Here is a 19,135-nt window from a genome sequence, read left to right as displayed (position 1 = left end):
CAATGAACAAACCACTCTATTTGAAAAACAGAGAGATAAGGTAAATCTTCATATACCAGCTTAAATAAATGAGCATTTTCCATGCATTTAAAGTATGAAAGCTGTCATATCAAATCTGTGAATATCGACTAAACTGGGGCTCGAGCAGGAAATGGTTTCCTCGCTTGCGCTATGCAATGCCTTAAAGAAGAAGGAGCAATTCCATGTCAGGATGGTATGAATTAAGCAAAAGCAGTAACGATCAATTTAAGTTTGTTCTTAAGGCTGGTAACGGAGAAGTCATCCTCACCAGCGAACTCTACACGGCTAAGAGTGGTGCCATGAATGGTATCGAATCCGTTCAAACCAACTCTCCTATCGAAGCCCGATATGCCAAAGAAGTGGCGAAAAACGATAAGCCGTACTTCAACCTAAAAGCCGCGAACCATCAAATCATTGGCACCAGCCAAATGTATTCGAGTACCGCAGCAAGGGATAACGGGATCAAGTCGGTGATGGAGAATGGGAAAACCACGACGATTAAAGATCTAACCTAGATCGGTATGTGCAGAGTGGTGATATTTAGGGAAATAAACGAACCTACAAAAAGCGGGATTTAAAGCGGTAAGTATCTAAAATACTGGATTTTAGATGCAAAAAAACCGACTCTAGGTCGGTTTAGTCCCTTTGGAAGGGATGGTACCAGAGGACGGACTCGAACCGTCACGCTTTTAAGGGCGGCGGATTTTGAATCCGCTGTGTCTACCGATTTCACCACTCTGGCATTATCAAAATTAGAGCTAACAAAAACAACTAGCTGGCTCTAAGTGCTGGGAATTATACCTTTGCCTTTGACAATGGCAAGCCCTTTTCAAAGGCTGGGTGGCAAATTAGTTTTAACCGCTCAAAAATCCAACTCTGATAAACCAAGGACGGTTATTCGGCCCCATGGGCGAGTAAAAATTGGGTATATTCCTTATCACTCTTTTGAATATGATTGACGAGCCAGGCTTTTAAAAATGCCATAAGTTCATCGGCCACATCTTCACCTCTCGCTACCCGCTTTTGAAAATCAAGCACTTGACCAACCAACTGGGCATGCTTTTCCTTATGGGCCACGGTTTGGGGATAGCCAAAACGGGCAAACAATTCTTCTTCATAGGAGAAATGGTTCGCAGTGTAATCCACCAGCCCTTGGACGATGCGCTTAATCGCCTCGAGCCCGTATGCCTCACTTAACGTCCGGTGTAATTCATTGATTAATGATACTAAGCGTTGGTGCTGACGGTTAATCTCTGGCATGCCGATATCAAGTTCGGGCCCCCATTTCACAAATAACTTACTTTGAGCTTGGCTGGAATTAAACAACTTAGCATCCACATGGAATCGATGCAGCAGGGAGCCAATTTCCTGCGACATGTTATACACCTTAAGGCTGGATAAGTTGGTGTGGTTGGTATGGCGCGCATTTTTTAGGGCTAAATCGGCCATCACACTGATATTTTTGTTAATTTCCTCGGCAACCGCATGTTGCTCTTCGGATGCCGTAGCGATTTGGTGGGACATATCGGTAATACTTTCAACCTGAGTCACTATATCCCCGAGGGCTTGATGAGCTTGTTCCACCATCAGCGCGGTTTCGTCGGCAATAGTGACATTCTTAAGCATCACTTCTACGCTCTGCTGCGCGCCCTTTTGCAAGGTTGTGATCTGCTGTTGAATTTCGGCGGTAGCCTCTGAGGTGCGTTTAGCTAAGTTACGCACTTCATCGGCAACCACCGCAAAGCCACGACCATGTTCACCGGCACGCGCACTCTCAATCGCCGCATTGAGCGCCAATAGATTTGTTTGCTCCGCCACTTGGGAGATGGTTTCAATAATACTGCTGATGCTATTGGTATCGTCGGCAAGGTGCTCAATAACACCTTTAGTTTGGTGAATTTGCGATTTCATATCGTTGATTTTATTTACGATAGTGCCAATTAGCTCATCACCATGTTTCGCCGAACCTTGGGCAATATCGGCCGCTCGCGCCGTACTGGCGGCATTTTGTGACACTTCTTGTACGGTGGAGACCATCTGTGTCATGGCCGTTGCAGCCAGTTCGGTTTGACGTTCCTGCTCGAGTACGCCCTGTTTTGCCTGCTCGCTGATCGCTTTGATATCGGTCGCGACTTTCTTCATCCACTCGCTGGTATCGACGAGGGAGAGAATCGTGCGACTAACATCCTCGCCCATGCGGTTGATACTGTGGACGACCGTGATAAACACACCCGCATCTTTCTCATCGAGCTGATAACTTAAATCCCCATCGCCTAAGTGATGAGCTGCGCGTTCTAAGTGCCTTAAGTTACGGATCAATTTGTTAATGTTTAAAAAAAGAATCACGGCAAGAGCAATTAAACAGAGCGTCGCCACCCAATGCGCACTAGTGACTAAACAATAGAGGGGATATAAGAGTAAGACCATAGGCGCAAAGATAATACCGTAGCCCATGGTGCCATTCTTAGCTGTAACATTGGCCATTTTTGGCTCCTTCCAAAATGCAGTCGACTCAATCAACAACTCGTAAGGTAAAGTTCAGATCTCAATATCATTTCGTGACTGATACTCTTAAGACTAGTTCTTAACGAGACAAGAAACAAAGCCAAGACAATAGAGATAAGTACTATTTCATTCAAGCCTAAATTTGAACCACATCACATAGTTAACTTGTAGTTACAACTTTGTTTTAAGATGTCGGATTTTTATTGATCAGGATCAGTATTTAGAAACATTAAGGACGCTAGTGTAGAGGGGACTTCACAGGAAAGAGGATTTCAATCATGGCATTTTGGTTAGATTTAATGTTCGGTAACCCAATTGGTTTACTCTCAATGATCGTTATCTTTAGCACTATAGGGATAATTTCTTATATCACTTGGATGTTCATTGTGAAGTCCGCGCAACAATCGTAGTTTTTGCTTCCAAATTGTTATTCTGTTCATTGTAAAAATTGCACGTTGTTATGGGGGTTAATCTAACCCCCATTTTTTGTGCCTGTGATTTCTGCTTTAGTACACAACCTGCATTAAGCGGCGTGTTTACGGCTTTGCACTACCCCATTTAAAAACTGCGGGCGCGCTTTAATCAAATGCTGCATTTCTTCCTGGCTCGGCTCTCCTGCGGGTAAACGCAGCACGCCACGATTCAGATACATGCGTGCCTTCATCGAAATTTTATAATCCGCCGTAGGACCTTGGATTGCATAATGGCGCTCATTGCCTAAACATTCGAGGATACAGGCATTGAGTAAACTTTTTACTGCGGGTTCATTTTGCGGCAATGTCAAAATGGTGGCGCCCTGTAAAAAGAACTCCCGTAATAAAGCGCGCTCGGCACGATCCATCAGATTGACCTTAGCCTCAATCGTTTCGATCATTCGTTTATCACTCAAGTGACGAATCGACTCATCTAAGCCAAGGTTCAATAGCTGCGTTAAAAAATAAGCAATGGAGATAATCAGCCCTAGGCCAACAAAATGAGCATGCTCGGGGACAAACTTATCCAACGCCAGCATGGCAAGCACATTGGATGGGATCGCCAATAACACAGCGCAGCTTACCATTAGCCACAGCATGACTCGAAACATCATCTTTTTAGGGCTAAACAATTTCACTGAATCCAGTTTGAATTTAATCATAGTCTTATCCCAGCGACAAAAAATTGAACTTAGACGGCATCAAGCAAGTTTGATGCCAGTGTATCTGTCAAAATTGCGGGATATTTCATGGGGATAAAATGCACAATCTGGATGCTTGAGTCTATGCTTATAAGCATCCAACTCGCTATTAGCTATAGATAATTTAAGATGCCGACTTTCTTTAGCCAATTTATTAAAAGCCCGATAGGCAGGCATCTCACCTTGTCTATTATCCTCTTTAGCTCCCTCATCACCTTAGTGACAACGGCCTATCAGCTGATTAACGACTATCGCGGCGATGTGACTCGTATTGATCGCGTATTCTCCAATATTGAAAAGGCTAACCTCGATGTACTCGCCGCCAGTATTTGGGTTATCGATGAAAGACTGATTAATACTCAGTTGAATGGTTTAATCCAACTACCTGATATTAATTATATTTCGATAAAAGATGATAGCGGCCAATCGTGGAACGCCGGCAATGAGAAGCCAACCCATACTCTCAATAAAGTATTTCCTCTGGTATATAAGTCGCCAACTGACAGCATTAATGTCGGCACTTTAGAGGTTCAAGTGGATATGGATGCCATTTACCAACGCCTCTACGATAAAGCCATTCTGATCTTGCTCTCTAATGCGATAAAAACCTTCTTAGTCGCTGGATTTATTCTGTTTTTAGTCTGGTACAACATTACTAAACACTTAGACAAACTCAGTAATTACTGCAAACGCATCGATCTCGATACCGATGTCGAGCCATTAGCCTTCGATCGCAAACAAAAAGTCGATGAATTCACCCAAGTTGCCGATGCCATCAACAATATGCAGTCGCAACTGCGCGGCTCATTCGCAGCCTTAAAACGCTCTAAAACCGAATTGCAAACTGCCTTAGAGGATAGAGAACGCTTACTGACGCTCGAACGCAGTTATAAGGAAGAACTCGCAAGGCAAGTCAAAGAAAGAACACAGGAATTAGAGCAATCATTAACGGCGCTGAAACGGGCGCAGCAAGTGTTAGTCGAGCAGGAAAAAATGGCGGCATTGGGCGGTTTAGTCTCGGGAGTGGCCCATGAGATCAATACACCTATCGGCATTTGTTTGACGGCTGCCAGTACCCAACTGAGTCATATCGAAGAGCTTATCGAGCTTATACATAGCGAGCATGCCACTCTAGATGAAATCAACGCCATTTTAGATGAGTACCAAGAAAGCTGTGAGTTGATAGTTCGTAATATCAGTAAGGCCAGTAGCCTGATCCAAAAATTTAAAACGATCGCCATCGACCGTAGCCACGAAGAACATCAATGTATCAATCTGCAACGTCAGCTTAAGGAGATTTTAGAATCGACCTTAATTATGTATCCCAAGATCAAAGCCCAAACTCAGCTACAGGTTAATTCTGCGCTCAACATCCAGACCAATGTCAGCCTACTCAATCAAATCGTCAGTAATATTCTCTCTAATGCCTTCACCCATGCCTTTCAGGATAGAGAAGATAATCTGATCCAAATTACGGCCAAGCTAGAGCAAGACTATGTGAATATCAGCATTGAAAACAATGGGATTTCCATTCCACCCGAGGTGGCAGAGCATATGTTTGAGCCCTTCTTTACCACCAGCAGGAGTAAAGGTGGCACAGGCTTAGGCTTATCCGCCGCCTTCAATGCCGCCACGCTGCTAAAGGGCACCATGAACTATCAAGCAGACTCACAACTGGGCGGCGCACAATTTAATATCCGCATTCCCCTCACCCAATGCGATTCGCCCAAACTCACCACACACCATGACTTTACGATTTGATGGAGTGTTTGATACGAGTTTGATGGCAAGTTGAGCCTGTGGAAGGCGAATAAAGCAAACACTGGCGCCACTAAACAAAAATCCACAGCATTGGCTGTGGATTTAGTTTTTAACCTTGAGACTTCTTATCGATTACCGCTTATTCACTCGAAGCTGGTTCATTTGCAACTGATTCATTTGCAATTTGGGCGAGCCTAGCGAGTACCCGGCTAGCCGCTACAAAGCCAAAGGTGCCTGTCACCATAGTGACGGCGCCAAAACCTGAGGCACAATCCATACGCATCGAGCCATCTGCGCTAGCCTTGCTGTTACACACGGAACCATCGGCCTGGGGATAAACTAATTGCTCGCTGGAAAACACCGCATCGACGGCAAAACGGCGCTGCACATTCTTAGAGAAGTTATATTCACGGCGCAGAATATTACGCACTTTGGCCAGTAAAGGATCTTGATAGGTCTTAGCCAGATCGGTGAGCTGAATTTGCGTAGGATCGGTTTGACCACCCGCGCCACCAACCGTCACTATCTTAATTTTTTGACGTTTACACCAAGCAATCAGCGCCGCCTTTTGTTTAACGGCATCAATACAATCAACCACATAATCAATATTGCCCCCAGCCTTTGCCCCGAGCAAATACTCTCCGAGGTTATCGACCGTAATAAAGTCTTCCACTTCATTCACTTGGCAATCAGGATTGATCGCACGGATCCGCTGCGCCATTACCGCCACTTTAGACTCGCCAATCGTCGATGTCAGTGCATGAATTTGACGGTTAGTATTAGTCACGCAGATATCATCCAAATCAATCAAGGTGATTTGACCAATACCACTGCGCGCCAACGCCTCCGCCGCCCATGTGCCAACGCCGCCAATGCCAATCACCACCACATGGGAGGCGGCAAATTTAGCCAGCGCCTTTTGCCCGTACAAGCGGCCAATGCCACCAAAGCGATTCTGATAGGCTTCAGTCATCAATACTTACCTTATATCTAACTAACAATGGCCGCCCTTAGAGGATGTGAAAGACAATCTACAGCAGCGTAACGCAATAAAAATGCGCCGTGGATTTTATACGATTTGGGCGAAAAACCGAAATCTATCTCGGCTAAGGCATGCCTAGTTGCACTCAGATACAAAAGTACCGCAAATGTGTTAATTAACACTTTCCTGAATCACCCATCCATACATTAGGTAAAATCAGATTAAAAATGCGTTTTCACCTTGTAAAACATGATGTTGAAAACAGTACCTTTTCAGTACAAAGCGATCTTGATCACATTTTAAATTCATTCACCTGCCACACTGCGCTGCATCAAAACGCCTCCAACCGCAGTGGATACACTTTGCTATCGCTGCATAAAATAATGATATAAGCACAGGAAAATGAAGATGAAAAAGAATCTGCTCACTACAGCGATTACCGCGAGTCTCGCATTTTGCTCATTCAACTCCCTAGCCGATGGCCCAGAATTTTATGGCCATGTCGACCTGAGTATCACAGACTCAGAAAAAGGCTATGCTGTACAAAATCAGAAAGATGGCACAGTACTCGAAAACAACTTTTCATGGGTGGGTGTCAAAGGCTCTGAAAGCGTTAGCCCTTACTTTGATATCATCTATCAAATGGAATTTGGCGTAGAAAACTTTGATAACTCGAATAAAACCTTCAATGCACGTAATACCTTCCTCGGTGTGAGAAGTGTTGCCGGCACAGTGTTAGCCGGTCGTAACGATACAGTATTTAAAGCCTCTGAAGGCGGTTTTGATTTGTTCGGCAATACCAACGCCGATATCGACCTGTTACTGGCGGGCCAAACGCGCTCCGCCGATGGTATTTCTTATTATTCTCCAAAAATCGCCGATCTTATCACCTTCAACGCTACTTATTTGATGAGTGATAACTATGATCAACGCGATAGCCAAGGCAACGAAGTTTACAGCCAAGATCAAATGTATGCCTTAAGCGCTACCTTAGGCGACAAGACCTTTAAAACCCACAATTACTATGTGGCCGCCGCCTATAACGATGGTATCGAAAATATCGAAGCCTACCGTGGTGTAGCTCAAGCAAAATTTGGGGATTTCCTCTTTGGTGCCATTTATCAGCACAGTGAGCATATTGATGACAGATTCTCCAACCTCTCGGGTGAGACCTATTTTGTCAATGCTGCTTATCTGATGGGTGATGTGAAATTTAAGTTGGTTTACGGCAAAGATGACTCAGGTTTAGGTAAATATGTCAGCCGTTTTGTCGGCAGCCAAGACAGTGGCAACCTTGAGCAAGTCAGCGATGTTGACCTACAACAGCTCAGTGTAGGCGCAGATTACCGACTCAGTACTAAGACTATGGTCTATGGTCACTACACTCGCTTCGACGGCGACCTTATGCTAGCAGGTACAAAACAAGACTTAGATGACAATGTGTTTACTGTAGGTTTACGTATTGATTTCTAATAGTATTATCCTAATTCAAAAGTGATGATATTTGATAAAAAAGCGGCTTTGGCCGCTTTTTTATTGTACCTCATACTAAATAGCACTCTCTCTCCCCATTTATGACAAACTTGCGACAACATTAGTATATGCTACAGTTAGCGTCGCCGACTCACTTAAGCCTTGGCGCTTTACCTACCTCTTTAGTAGTAAGTGAAAAATACCGTTTTACCACTTTCACGCCGATTTGCGGTTGAGATATAGGGAAATATCCTAAAAAACCCCGAATACGGACAAGGAGAGCCAAAAACATGATCTGCAACACAGCCTGTAAGTCGTAAAACTGTAAAAATCGGCGGCAACTTTGTTACCGATTCCAGTAACAAATGTGTTAAACCACACAAAAACCATGAAAAATGGAAAAGAACTTAGGTTCGAGGGAGCACAAAACATGAAAAAGACATTCATCTCTGCATCAGTTGCATCAGTACTGGCACTGGCTTCATTCGGCGCGCTAGCCGAAGGCCCAAGCTTCTACGGTCGTTTAGAGCTTGCAGTAACCAATACTGAGACAGGTGCAACTCTACAATCTGGTACTAACGGCTTAGAAGCAAACTATGCCGATGAGAACAACGCTGGTACCTATTTAGAAAACAACTTCTCTCTATTAGGTGTTAAAGGTTCTGAAAAGATCGCTGATGGCTATGATGTTGTTTATCAAATGGAATTCCAAGTTGAAAACACTTCTGGCACTGGTGATGTTTTCAAAGCTCGTAACACTTACTTAGGTTTAAAAACTAACGCAGGTACTGTGTTAGTGGGTCGTAACGACACAGTATTCAAACAAGCTGAAGGCGCGGTTGACGTATTTGGTAACACCAACGCGGATATCGATCGTTTAGTTTCAGGCCAAACACGTAGTGCAGATGGTATTTGGTACTACTCACCAAAAATCGCTGGCTTAGTCACTTTAAACGCAACTTATTTAATTGATGACAATGAAAAAGTAACTTCTGCCGAAGGTAAAGACAGCTCAAACGATTACGCATTAAGTGCGACCTTAGGTGATAGCAAGTTTAAAGAGCAAAACTACTATTTAGCAGTAGCTTATAACAAAGGTATCTCAGGAATTGATGCATACCGCGGTGTAGCTCAAGTTAAATTAGGTCAGTTCAAAGTCGGTGGTTTATTCCAAAACTCTGAAAGCGTAGCTGACAGCTCTATCGACGGTAACACTTACTTCGTTAACGTAGTTTATGACCTGAATGGCGTAAACCTGAAAGCAGAATACGGTTACGATGAAGCTGGCTTCGGTAAATATTACAGCACTTTAGGTCAAGCTGGTGCTGACGATATTAGCGTAAACAACTTCAACGTTGGTGCTGACTACCGTTTCTCTAAATCAACTATGGTGTATGGCCAGTACTCAATGTACAAAGGCGATTACAAAGACACTACAGGCGCTAAAATCGACTTACAAGACGACAACGTATTCTCTGTAGGCGTACGTTACGACTTCTAATATCCTTTCGGATATTAACTAATAAAAACCTACCGCTTGCGGTAGGTTTTTTTATGCCTTGTATTTAAGATAAGTGATTCTTTAGCGCATAACTCTAGTCATAAAAAAGCCACTCAAGTGACACTTAAGTGGCTTTGATTAACCTGTTTCGATTACAGCTTACGCAAGCTCAAATGACCGTTAAATGCTAGGTAAAACCTCTGCACCTTCGCCTAACTCCACGCTATCTACACGCTGTAACCCACGCGGTAGTTTGGCGCCGCGGCGGCCACGTTCACCCCGATAATGCTCTAAATCGCTCGGTTTTAAAGTGAGTTTACGCTTACCCGCCCATAGGGTCACTGGTGTGTCGGCTGGCACTAACTGTAAATGGGTCATCAGTTCTTCACGATTCTTAGCACGTTCGCTTGGAATACCGATAATCTTGTTCCCTTTGCCCTTAGACAATTGCGGCAATGCTTCCAATGAAAACAGCAACATACGACCTTCATTGGTGATAGCAAGAATCGACATCTCGCGATTGCGGTCAATCGGTCTAGGCGGTAAGGACTTAGCATTCGTCGGCAAGCTTAACAGGGCTTTACCCGCCTTGTTGCGCGAAACCATATCATTGTAAGTACAGATAAAACCGTAACCCGCATCGGTGGCGAGCAGGAAACATTGCTCGTCTTCCCCCAAAATCACATGCTGCATGGTTTCACCCGGCGCCATATTAAAGCGCGTAGTGATTGGTTCACCTTGGCTGCGGGCCGATGGCAGGCTGTGACTGTCGGTAGCAAACGCGCGGCCCGATGAATCAATAAATACCGCCGCCTGATTGCTGCGCCCCATCGCACTGCATAGATATTGATCGCCCGCCTTGTAGGACAAAGACTCGGCATCGATATCATGACCCTTAGCACAACGCACCCAGCCTTTTTCAGATAACACCACAGTCACTGGCTCGCTCGGCGTCAGCTCTTGCTCGGTTAAGGCACGGGACTCATGGCGCTCAACAATCGGTGAGCGGCGATCGTCACCATAGGTTTCGCCATCTTGAATTAATTCTTTCTTGATCAAGGTTTTTAAGCGACGGTCTGAGCCTAATAACAGCTCTAATTTCTCACGCTCGGCCTCAAGCTCATCCTGCTCGGCCTTGATTTTAAACTCTTCCAGCTTGGCTAAATGGCGTAATTTTAACTCGAGGATGGCTTCTGCTTGCCTATCCGTCAGGTTAAAGCGCGCCATTAACTCGGCCTTTGGCTCATCGTGGAAGCGGATGATTTCAATCACTTCATCGATATTGAGGAAGGCAATCATCAAGGCTTCGAGGATATGTAACCGTGCCAGCACTTTATCGAGGCGATACTCGAGGCGACGTCTTACGGTATCGACACGGAACTCTAACCATTCGGTTAATAAGTCTTTAAGGCCCTTCACCCGTGGGCGACCATCGAGGCCTAGGACGTTAAGGTTTACCCTAAAGCTTTTCTCAAGATCTGTGGTCGCAAACAAGTGCGCCATCAGTTGGTCGCAATCGACGCGGTTTGAGCGCGGCACCACCACCAGTCGCACCGGGTTTTCATGGTCGGACTCATCACGTAAGTCCGCTACCATAGGCAGCTTTTTCGCCTGCATCTGGGCGGCGATCTGCTCTAAAATCTTACCGCTACTGGCTTGGTGCGGCAGAGCGGTGATCACTATCTCACCCGCTTCGACGCTATACACGGCGCGGGCTTTTATGGAGCCACGGCCCGTCTCATAGACTTTGGCAATGTCGGCCGATGGCGTGATGATCTCGGCTTCGGTCGGATAATCCGGACCTGGCACATAGCCCATCAACTGCTCAAGTTCGAGTTTAGGATCGTCCAGCAGTGCCACACAGGCATTGACTAACTCTCTGGCATTATGGGGCGGAATATCCGTCGCCATGCCCACAGCAATACCTGTGATGCCATTGAGTAAAATATGCGGTAAACGCGCAGGCAGCACTTTAGGTTCTTTTAAGGTGCCATCGAAGTTAGCGCCCCACTCGACCGTCCCTTGTCCAAGCTCTGAAAGTAAGACTTCGGAGAACTTAGACAGACGCGCCTCGGTATAACGCATCGCTGCGAAGGACTTAGGATCGTCTGGCGCCCCCCAGTTACCTTGACCATCTACCAACGGATAACGGTAAGAAAATGGCTGCGCCATCAGCACCATAGCCTCATAACAGGCGCTGTCGCCATGGGGATGGTACTTACCTAATACGTCACCGACGGTACGGGCTGATTTTTTATGTTTTGACTGAGCCGATAACCCGAGCTCACTCATGGCATAAATAATCCGCCGTTGTACAGGCTTAAGCCCATCACCAATATGGGGCAAGGCTCGGTCCATGATGACGTACATGGAATAATTCAGATAAGCTTCTTCGGTAAAGCGCCGCAGGGGCATCTGCTCTACGCCATCTAAGCTTAACTTGATCGCGTCACTCATTTTCTTCTAGTTCCTGTGGTTCTTCAGTCGTATCGCCATCCTTATAAAACAGCCGATACACGTTACCTTTTAAATCATCCGAAATGTACATAGCACCATCGTCTGCCGACAACAAGGCATAGGGACGGGCAACGGGAAACTCACCGTCGAGGAAACTGACTACGGTTTCACGACTCACCACCTGCTGATTTTCAAGCTTCAACATGACGATTTGATAACCCACTTTGCTCGAACGGTTCCACGAACCATTTTCGGCGACAAAGAGCTGATTATGATACATTTCAGGGAATTGCTTGCCGCGATAAAACGCCAGCCCCGTCGGCGCCACATGGGCCGGCAGTTCATATACTGGGACGGTAATTTTTAAATTCTTTGGTTTTTCGTAGGCCGGCTCGACCACGGACGAGGCGTGCAAATAGGGGAATCCATAATGGCTACCGACCACATCGATGCGGTTGATTTCATCGGGTGGTAAGTTATCCCCCATCCAATCCCGACCTTGGTCGGCAAACCATAACTTGCCATCTTGGGGGGACCAGTCAAATCCGGTCGCATCCCGTACGCCCAGCGCTATTTGCTCACTGGCACCTGTATCGACATTAATTGCAATAATGCTGCTGTAGGGCGCACTCGCCTCACATACGTTGCACGGTGCACCGATAGAGACATACAACCTGCCATCGGGGCCAAAATTCATCGCACGGGTGCTTTTCTTATTGGATTCAGGCAGGTCGCTATAGATTTCTTTAGGGCGACTGGGTCGACGTAAGCGCTGCTCGATATCAATAAAACGTACGATACGGTTTTCGGTCGCAACAAAAAGATCGCCATTATGGAAGGCTATCGCATCGGGGGATTCCAGCCCTTTGGCAATCACATAACGTTTATCGACGCGACCATCTTGATTGCTGTCAACGAGCGCATGCACAGTGCCACTCTTATTGGAGCCCACAAAGAGCGTACCATTCGAGCCCATGGCTATCTGCTTTGCATCCCCGAGATCGGAGGCATAAAGGGATAAACCAAATCCCTTCGACACGGTAATCATGATCGACTGAGACCCCGCTATCGCCGCCTGGCTCGTTAATAACGCCAGACTCACCAGTAGGGCCCCGAAGGCAGAGAACACCCTTAAATATTTATAATTATTAGTTTTTATATACAACATGGTAATTTTCTTTATGCCTAAGTTTTATTGTTATCGGCAATAGTGCACAACATTAAAGTACCGCCATGTCACCCTTATCCTCGAGCCAGTTTTTACGATCGGGCGAACGTTTCTTAGCCAGCAACATATCCATCAGTGAGTCAGTTTCTTCTACATCATCAATGGTTAACTGAACTAAACGGCGAGTGTTTGGATCCATAGTCGTTTCACGCAATTGCAGCGGGTTCATCTCACCCAGACCTTTAAAGCGCGTAACTTGGACCTTACCCTTTTTATTCTCGGCAGTAATACGGTCGAGAATACCTTCTTTTTCAGCCTCATCTAAGGCGTAGTAAACATCCTTACCTATATCGATACGGAACAGCGGTGGCATAGCGATATAGACATGGCCCTGTTCGACCAGCACACGGTAATGTTTCAGAAACAGGGCGCAGAGTAAAGTTGCAATATGTAGCCCGTCGGAGTCCGCGTCGGCAAGGATACAAATCTTGCCATATCTTAGCTCGGAGATGTCGTTGCTATCGGGGTCGCAACCAATCGCCACCGAGATATCATGCACTTCCTGCGAAGCCAACACCTGCGAAGCATCTACCTCCCAAGTGTTTAGGATTTTACCACGCAGCGGCATAATGGCCTGAAACTCACGGTCGCGCGCCTGCTTGGCACTGCCGCCCGCTGAGTCCCCTTCCACGAGGAAAAGTTCGCCGCGCATCGGATCTTGGCCGCTACAGTCAGTCAATTTACCCGGTAATGCCGGGCCAGAGGTGACTTTTTTACGGGCCACTTTTTTCGCGGCTTTTAAGCGGCGCTGGGCGTTGTTAATACACATGTCCGCCAGCGACTCGGCCAATTCGGTATTCGAGTTGAGCCACAGTGAAAACGCGTCACGCACAATGCCAGAGACAAAAGCAGAGCTTTGACGGCTCGAGAGTTTCTCTTTGGTTTGACCGGCAAACTGCGGATCTTGCATCTTCACCGAGAGAATGAAGGCGGCGCGGTCCCAAATATCCTCAGGCGATAGCTTGATGCCGCGGGGGATCAGATTACGAAACTCGCAAAACTCGCGCATCGACTCCAGCAAACCTTGGCGGAAACCGTTCACGTGGGTTCCACCCAATGGCGTTGGGATCAAGTTAACATAGCTTTCGTTAATCGCATCGCCACCTTCAGGCAGCCAAGTAATGGCCCAATCAGCGGCTTCGATTTGGCCTTTAAAGCTGCCGATAAAGGGCTCTTCTGGCAGCATTAAATTATCGCCAACCGCCGCCTTGAGATAATCGGTTAAACCACTCTCGTAGTACCATTCATGGACTTCATTGGTGTGCTTATTGGTAAATTTGATCCTAAGGCCTGGGCACAACACGGCCTTAGCGCGCAGCAAATAGATGAGTTTAGAGTTGGAGAAATTCGCCGAATCGAAATAACTAGCGTCAGGCCAGAAATGCACTCGGGTACCAGTATTGCGACGACCACAAGTACCCGTAACTTTTAATTCTTCAACCTTAAAGCCATTTTCAAAAGCAATATCATACACTTGGCCGTCACGGCGTACCGTCACTTCGACGCGACGAGACAGGGCGTTAACCACCGAAATCCCCACACCGTGCAAACCACCGGAGAATTGGTAATTTTTATTCGAAAATTTACCGCCAGCATGCAGTTTAGTGAGGATCAGCTCGACCCCAGGAATACCTTCTTCAGGGTGAATATCTACTGGCATCCCCCGACCATCATCGGTGACTTCCAGGGAATTATCGGTATGGAGCACAACTTCGATTTTAGTGGCGTGGCCCGCTAAGGCCTCGTCCACACTGTTATCTATGACCTCTTGGCCTAAATGGTTAGGTCGGGTGGTATCGGTATACATACCTGGACGGCGTTTAACTGGGTCGAGTCCGTTAAGAACTTCAATGGCGTCAGAGGTGTATTGATTCGTCATAGTGTACGCTATAAGTTGTTATATCCGGCCATGTTGCGGCTCTGGACGACTATTTGTCAAGGTAAGTGTAAAAATTGGCTTACAGTTTGCAGATATCGCTCATAACCCACAAAACTGTGATCGCCACCGGATTCAATCCGTAATTGGCAATGGTGATACTTATGCAGTGCTTCTCGATAATCCAGCACTTCATCGCCCGTTTGCAATAGTACCAAAAAACGATCGGGATTGCGGATAACAGCCGTATTAAATTCAGCCACTTCCAGCTTATGTTCCGGCAATACCTGATAATGCTCTTCGGTATAAGGGTTAAATTGCAGCCCCATAAACTCATCAAACAGCTCAAAGGGCTTGACGGCCGGATTCACCAACACAGCGCGGCCACCGTACAGCTCTGCCAAGTAACTCGCAAAATATCCCCCCAAGGATGAGCCGATATAATTGAGTGGCTCGCCCGCTTGCTTAGCCGCCTCAACGTAGTGCTGCAGCAAGGCCATGGCGGCCTTAGGTGTATTGGGTAATTGCGGTTGATGGAATGCTAAAGAAGGGTGATGCTCGGCCATATATTGCGCCGTCATCACCGCTTTATCGGAGAAAGGTGAACTGTTGAATCCGTGAATATAGAGCAGCATAGTTCCTCAAGCTGCGGTCACTCGCGTTAATAACCGCTGGAATCTTTATCGGGGGAAAACAGATTTCCCGGCACGCGATACACATTAGTGCAGATGCTACCATCGGCCTTCAGCTCCAGCAAACGATAACCGGGTTGCAGTCCATCGAGGGCAAAATAAGGCGATTGCGGTTTAAACTGAATACAAGTAGAAGGGGTCGCCATTAATTGCAGTGGGCCATGGGGACCGTCATAGTCGGTATCCAACTGTTGATGCACATGGCCCCAGAGTAACCCCTTAACCTGTGGGTATTGGGCGACACGTCTGAGAAACTCAGTGCCGTTATCCATGCAATGTTGGTCTAACCAAGCGCAATTCACCAAAATAGGGTTATGGTGCATCACCAGTAGAGTGTGGCGGTCTGGATGCGCGGCAATGGCCTGTTCAATGAGTTCGAATTGACTCTCGGCCATATTGCCGCCGGGCTTTCCCCGCACGGTGGAGTCCAGCATCAAGATTTGCCATTTACCCGCAAGGATACGCTGCTGACCAAAAATCCGCTCGCCCTGCATATGCAGATACATGATCCGCGGATCATCATGATTACCCGGAAGATAATGGCAAGGTAAGTTGAGCGGCGCGACTGCGGCCACGAATTGACGATAGGATTCGGGGGAATAATCTTGGCTTAAATCGCCCGTGGCTAACATCAGATGCGCTGGATAGTCGACAGCACGGATCGTATTAAGTACAGCAGCAAAACTTTTACTGGTGTTGACCCCTAATAACTGCGCCTCAGGATCGGCAAAAAGGTGCGGATCAGTGACTTGCACTATGCGCACACTTTCTTCTTCAGCTATTGAGTAAGAGACAGCCTCTTTAAGCACATTGAATACCCAATTCTAAGATTGACACACCAAACGTTGTTGGCAGCCAATCTTCAATAACTCCCCCAGGAATGCATTAACCTGGTACTTTTCATCGCTATGATACATGCGTAAATTGGGATAATCATACACTGGGCGCAATTGGTAAATCTGTTGACCAGTTAACACTTCTGCTAATTTAGCATCATGATAAATTCTCACTAACACCTTGGGAGTATTAATAAACTCCATGATTTTAACCGGGCGTGAGATCTCAACTAATTGAGTGTATTTGGTATTTTCTAAAATACGGATTACTAATACACCCGCTTCACCTTCGAGTTGCCAAGACTGGCCCACTTCAATATCGAGCGGTAACCACTTCTGCATATAGCCGTAGTTACGCCCGCATAGCGCTAAAAAGTCGCTCACGTTAGGTTGGTAGCGCGGTTTTCGGTGCGATGTTGAAGTAGCCAAACCTTTATCCAACTTTAACCAGTTGCTGATAGTTTAATTGCAACCACTGCAATCCAATTACGGTCGACGCATTGTCTATTGCCCCGTTGACGACCTGATTATAGGCATCCTCACGGTCTAACACATGCAATCGAATATCTTCGTGTTCGTCAGCTAATCCGTGCAGACCTTGCGCCAAGGATGAATCCACCTCGGCCCAATAGAAATAGAAACGCTCCGTACTGCCACCAGGACTTGCCAGATAACTATTCACATAATGCATATTGCGGGCGGTTAAGCCGGTTTCTTCCAGCAGCTCGCGGTGCGCAACATCCAGCGGCGTTTCGTCGGGCGCAATCATACCCGCGACCAACTCCATTAGCCAAGGAGATTTAGTGGTCGCTAATGCAGGAAAACGAATTTGTTCAATTAAAACAATCTTGTCACGCGCAGCATCATAGGGCAGGACCACCACGGCATGGCCACGCTCGAACACTTCACGGGTCACGGGTTGGCTCCAACCACCAGCAAATAATTTGTGTTTAAAAGTGAACTGTTCGAGGGCGAAAAAACCTTGATACAGCGACTTTTTCTCGAGAATTTCCACATCTGTTTGCGAAAAACCAGCAGGCTTCATATTTCAATCCTTAAGCGTTAAATTTTCGCCTATTATCAAGGCAATTTGGCTCATTTTTAAAATAAAATCTGTTACACTTCGCAGTTGACTTGAACGTGTGGGAGTTTTTAGACTCTACGACATTAAGTTTTAGCTGTATCGGGAAGCGTCGGGAAGCGCAAACCGCCTTGGTAAAGGCATTACTTAGTCTAAACGAAGTTACATATTTCTCCTTTGGGAGAATTTGTCTAATAAGGACAGCAAATGAAATTTAAGATCCGTTCTCTATGCGCAGCATTAACTCTCGCGGCTTCCGCTCAAGCGGTTCAAGCAGATGATTTACTGCAAATATATCAACAAGCACTGACGAGCGACCCGCTAGTATTACAAGCACAAGCTCAGCGTAATGCCTTGTTTGAAAAGATCGAACAAAACCGTGCACCACTGTTACCGACCATCAGCGCTAACGTGGGTTATGACAAAGCATGGAATGATCCTAAGAGCGATACCAGTGGATTGACCGGTAGCCTAAAGCTGAACCAAGTGATCTATGATCACAGCGCTTGGGTTGGTTTAAGCCTTGCCGAAAAAGCCGCTTCTCAAGCCGATTCGACCTATGCTTCAGCACTGCAAAATTTGATCACTCGTGTGACTAAAGCCTACTTTGATGTGTTAACGGCAAAAGATAACTACGAGTTCCAAGGCGCAGAAAAACGGGCGATTGAACGTCAACTCGAGCAGACCAAACAACGTTTTGCCGTAGGTTTAACTGCGATTACCGACGTGCATGAAGCGCAAGCTCAGTATGACTTAGCCTCGGCGACTGAAATTTTGGCTGAAAACACACTAGCCAACAGCTACGAAGCCCTGCGTGAAATCACGGGTATCGATCACAAGACCATTAATGTGCTCGACACCAACCGTTTCTCTGCGGTAACACCAGCACCTACCTCATCGAGTGAGTGGCTAAAGATTGCTGAAACCAACAGCGTCGATCTGATGACTCAACGCATCGGTAAAGATATTGCTCAAGAGACCATTAGCCTCTACAAAGCGGGCCATATGCCATCTCTTAGCTTAAACGCTGGCTATAACAAAGGGTTAGAGCAAAAAACGGGCGACGTAAATGAGCCAGATTTTGACAATGTGAACGTTGGCGTGAACTTAAGCATTCCGATTTTCGAAGGCTTTAAAGTCACATCACAGGTCAAAGAAGCACAATTCCAATACGTGGAAGCGAGTGAGAAGTTAGAGCAAACCTACCGTAGTGTGGTGAAAAACGTTCGTAACAACTACAACAACGTAGGCGCTTCAATCAGCTCAATCCGTGCCTATGAGCAGTCAGTGATTTCATCTGAGAGTGCGTTAAAGGCAACACAAGCAGGTTTTGAAGTCGGTACTCGTACTATTGTTGACGTACTGAACCGTACCCGTGATCTGTACGACTCAAAACGTAAATTGTCGGATGCTCGTTACAGCTACATCAACTCAATTATTGCGTTGAAACAAGCTGCTGGCACCTTAAATGAAGACGATGTTATCTCTATCAACAACGGTCTAAAAGCCGAATAAGATAGCGATACCTCCCATAAAAAAACCGCCTAA

Annotated in this window: 16 protein-coding genes and 1 tRNA gene; 6 read left to right on the top strand and 11 right to left on the bottom strand. The window is 46.3% G+C overall.

Going from position 1 to position 19,135, the window contains the following annotated elements:
• The first annotated feature begins 203 nt into the window (after positions 1–203).
• Positions 204–536, top strand: a complete 333-nt coding sequence (locus K0H60_RS03990; RefSeq protein ID WP_220057341.1) for a YegP family protein — start codon at positions 204–206, stop codon at positions 534–536.
• Between the two features lie 140 nt (positions 537–676).
• On the opposite strand, the gene K0H60_RS03985 is transcribed toward K0H60_RS03990, so the two are convergent.
• Together K0H60_RS03985 and K0H60_RS03980 are read right to left on the bottom strand one after the other, a co-directional pair.
• Positions 677–763: transfer RNA gene (locus K0H60_RS03985), tRNA-Leu, on the bottom strand.
• A gap of 152 nt (positions 764–915) precedes the next feature.
• Complete coding sequence (locus K0H60_RS03980) at positions 916–2,505, bottom strand: bacteriohemerythrin (protein WP_220057340.1); 1,590 nt, start codon at positions 2,503–2,505, stop codon at positions 916–918.
• A 299-nt stretch (positions 2,506–2,804) separates the two neighbouring features.
• On the opposite strand from K0H60_RS03980, the gene K0H60_RS03975 reads away from it, so the two are divergent.
• Positions 2,805–2,936, top strand: a complete 132-nt coding sequence (locus K0H60_RS03975; protein WP_011715898.1) for a DUF3149 domain-containing protein — start codon at positions 2,805–2,807, stop codon at positions 2,934–2,936.
• A 113-nt stretch (positions 2,937–3,049) separates the two neighbouring features.
• Here K0H60_RS03975 and K0H60_RS03970 read toward each other — a convergent pair whose 3' ends face one another.
• The gene (locus K0H60_RS03970) at positions 3,050–3,661 is read right to left on the bottom strand and encodes a superinfection exclusion B family protein (RefSeq protein ID WP_088211070.1); all 612 of its coding nucleotides are present in this window, start codon (positions 3,659–3,661) and stop codon (positions 3,050–3,052) included.
• Between the two features lie 168 nt (positions 3,662–3,829).
• Here K0H60_RS03970 and K0H60_RS03965 point away from each other — a divergent pair, with 168 nt between their 5' ends.
• A complete protein-coding gene (locus K0H60_RS03965) occupies positions 3,830–5,461 on the top strand; it encodes an ATP-binding protein (RefSeq protein ID WP_220057339.1) in 1,632 nt (543 codons plus the stop codon).
• A gap of 139 nt (positions 5,462–5,600) precedes the next feature.
• Here the strand turns inward: K0H60_RS03965 and tcdA are convergent, their stop codons facing one another.
• A complete protein-coding gene (gene tcdA / locus K0H60_RS03960) occupies positions 5,601–6,434 on the bottom strand; it encodes a tRNA cyclic N6-threonylcarbamoyladenosine(37) synthase TcdA (protein WP_220057338.1) in 834 nt (277 codons plus the stop codon).
• 417 nt (positions 6,435–6,851) lie between these two features.
• Here tcdA and K0H60_RS03955 point away from each other — a divergent pair, with 417 nt between their 5' ends.
• Positions 6,852–7,916 carry a porin gene (locus tag K0H60_RS03955; protein WP_220057337.1) on the top strand — a complete coding sequence of 355 codons (1,065 nt, stop codon included), beginning with the start codon at positions 6,852–6,854 and terminating at the stop codon, positions 7,914–7,916.
• Positions 7,917–8,346: 430 nt separating this feature from the next.
• Entirely contained in the window at positions 8,347–9,417 is a 1,071-nt protein-coding gene (locus K0H60_RS03950; protein WP_220057336.1) for a porin, read from the top strand.
• A gap of 180 nt (positions 9,418–9,597) precedes the next feature.
• On the opposite strand, the gene parC is transcribed toward K0H60_RS03950, so the two are convergent.
• Genes parC through nudF form a run of 7 tightly spaced genes read right to left on the bottom strand, consistent with a single transcriptional unit; the run spans position 9,598 to position 17,551 of the window.
• A complete protein-coding gene (gene parC, locus K0H60_RS03945) occupies positions 9,598–11,874 on the bottom strand; it encodes a DNA topoisomerase IV subunit A (RefSeq protein ID WP_220057335.1) in 2,277 nt (758 codons plus the stop codon).
• Complete coding sequence (locus K0H60_RS03940) at positions 11,867–13,042, bottom strand: PQQ-dependent sugar dehydrogenase (RefSeq protein ID WP_220057334.1); 1,176 nt, start codon at positions 13,040–13,042, stop codon at positions 11,867–11,869. Before K0H60_RS03940 ends, parC begins: the two co-directional genes overlap by 8 nt.
• Positions 13,043–13,094: 52 nt before the next feature.
• Complete coding sequence (parE, locus tag K0H60_RS03935; protein WP_088211077.1) at positions 13,095–14,981, bottom strand: DNA topoisomerase IV subunit B; 1,887 nt, start codon at positions 14,979–14,981, stop codon at positions 13,095–13,097.
• Between the two features lie 56 nt (positions 14,982–15,037).
• Positions 15,038–15,613, bottom strand: coding sequence for a YqiA/YcfP family alpha/beta fold hydrolase (locus K0H60_RS03930; protein ID WP_220057333.1), 576 nt, complete (start codon positions 15,611–15,613; stop codon positions 15,038–15,040).
• A gap of 26 nt (positions 15,614–15,639) precedes the next feature.
• Positions 15,640–16,479 (bottom strand): 3',5'-cyclic-AMP phosphodiesterase, encoded by an 840-nt coding sequence (gene cpdA / locus K0H60_RS03925; RefSeq protein ID WP_011715888.1) that lies wholly within the window; start codon positions 16,477–16,479, stop codon positions 15,640–15,642.
• 15 nt (positions 16,480–16,494) lie between these two features.
• Positions 16,495–16,935 (bottom strand): DUF1249 domain-containing protein, encoded by a 441-nt coding sequence (locus K0H60_RS03920; RefSeq protein ID WP_041417110.1) that lies wholly within the window; start codon positions 16,933–16,935, stop codon positions 16,495–16,497.
• A 4-nt stretch (positions 16,936–16,939) separates the two neighbouring features.
• Complete coding sequence (gene nudF / locus K0H60_RS03915) at positions 16,940–17,551, bottom strand: ADP-ribose diphosphatase (RefSeq protein ID WP_220057332.1); 612 nt, start codon at positions 17,549–17,551, stop codon at positions 16,940–16,942.
• A 243-nt stretch (positions 17,552–17,794) separates the two neighbouring features.
• Here nudF and tolC point away from each other — a divergent pair, with 243 nt between their 5' ends.
• Complete coding sequence (tolC, locus tag K0H60_RS03910) at positions 17,795–19,102, top strand: outer membrane channel protein TolC (protein WP_011715885.1); 1,308 nt, start codon at positions 17,795–17,797, stop codon at positions 19,100–19,102.
• Positions 19,103–19,135: the final 33 nt, after the last annotated feature.

This window comes from Shewanella mangrovisoli, assembly GCF_019457635.1.
Taxonomy (GTDB): domain Bacteria; phylum Pseudomonadota; class Gammaproteobacteria; order Enterobacterales; family Shewanellaceae; genus Shewanella; species Shewanella mangrovisoli.
Note: the sequence above shows the minus strand (reverse complement) of the source record. Positions and strands in the feature narration are given on the sequence as shown.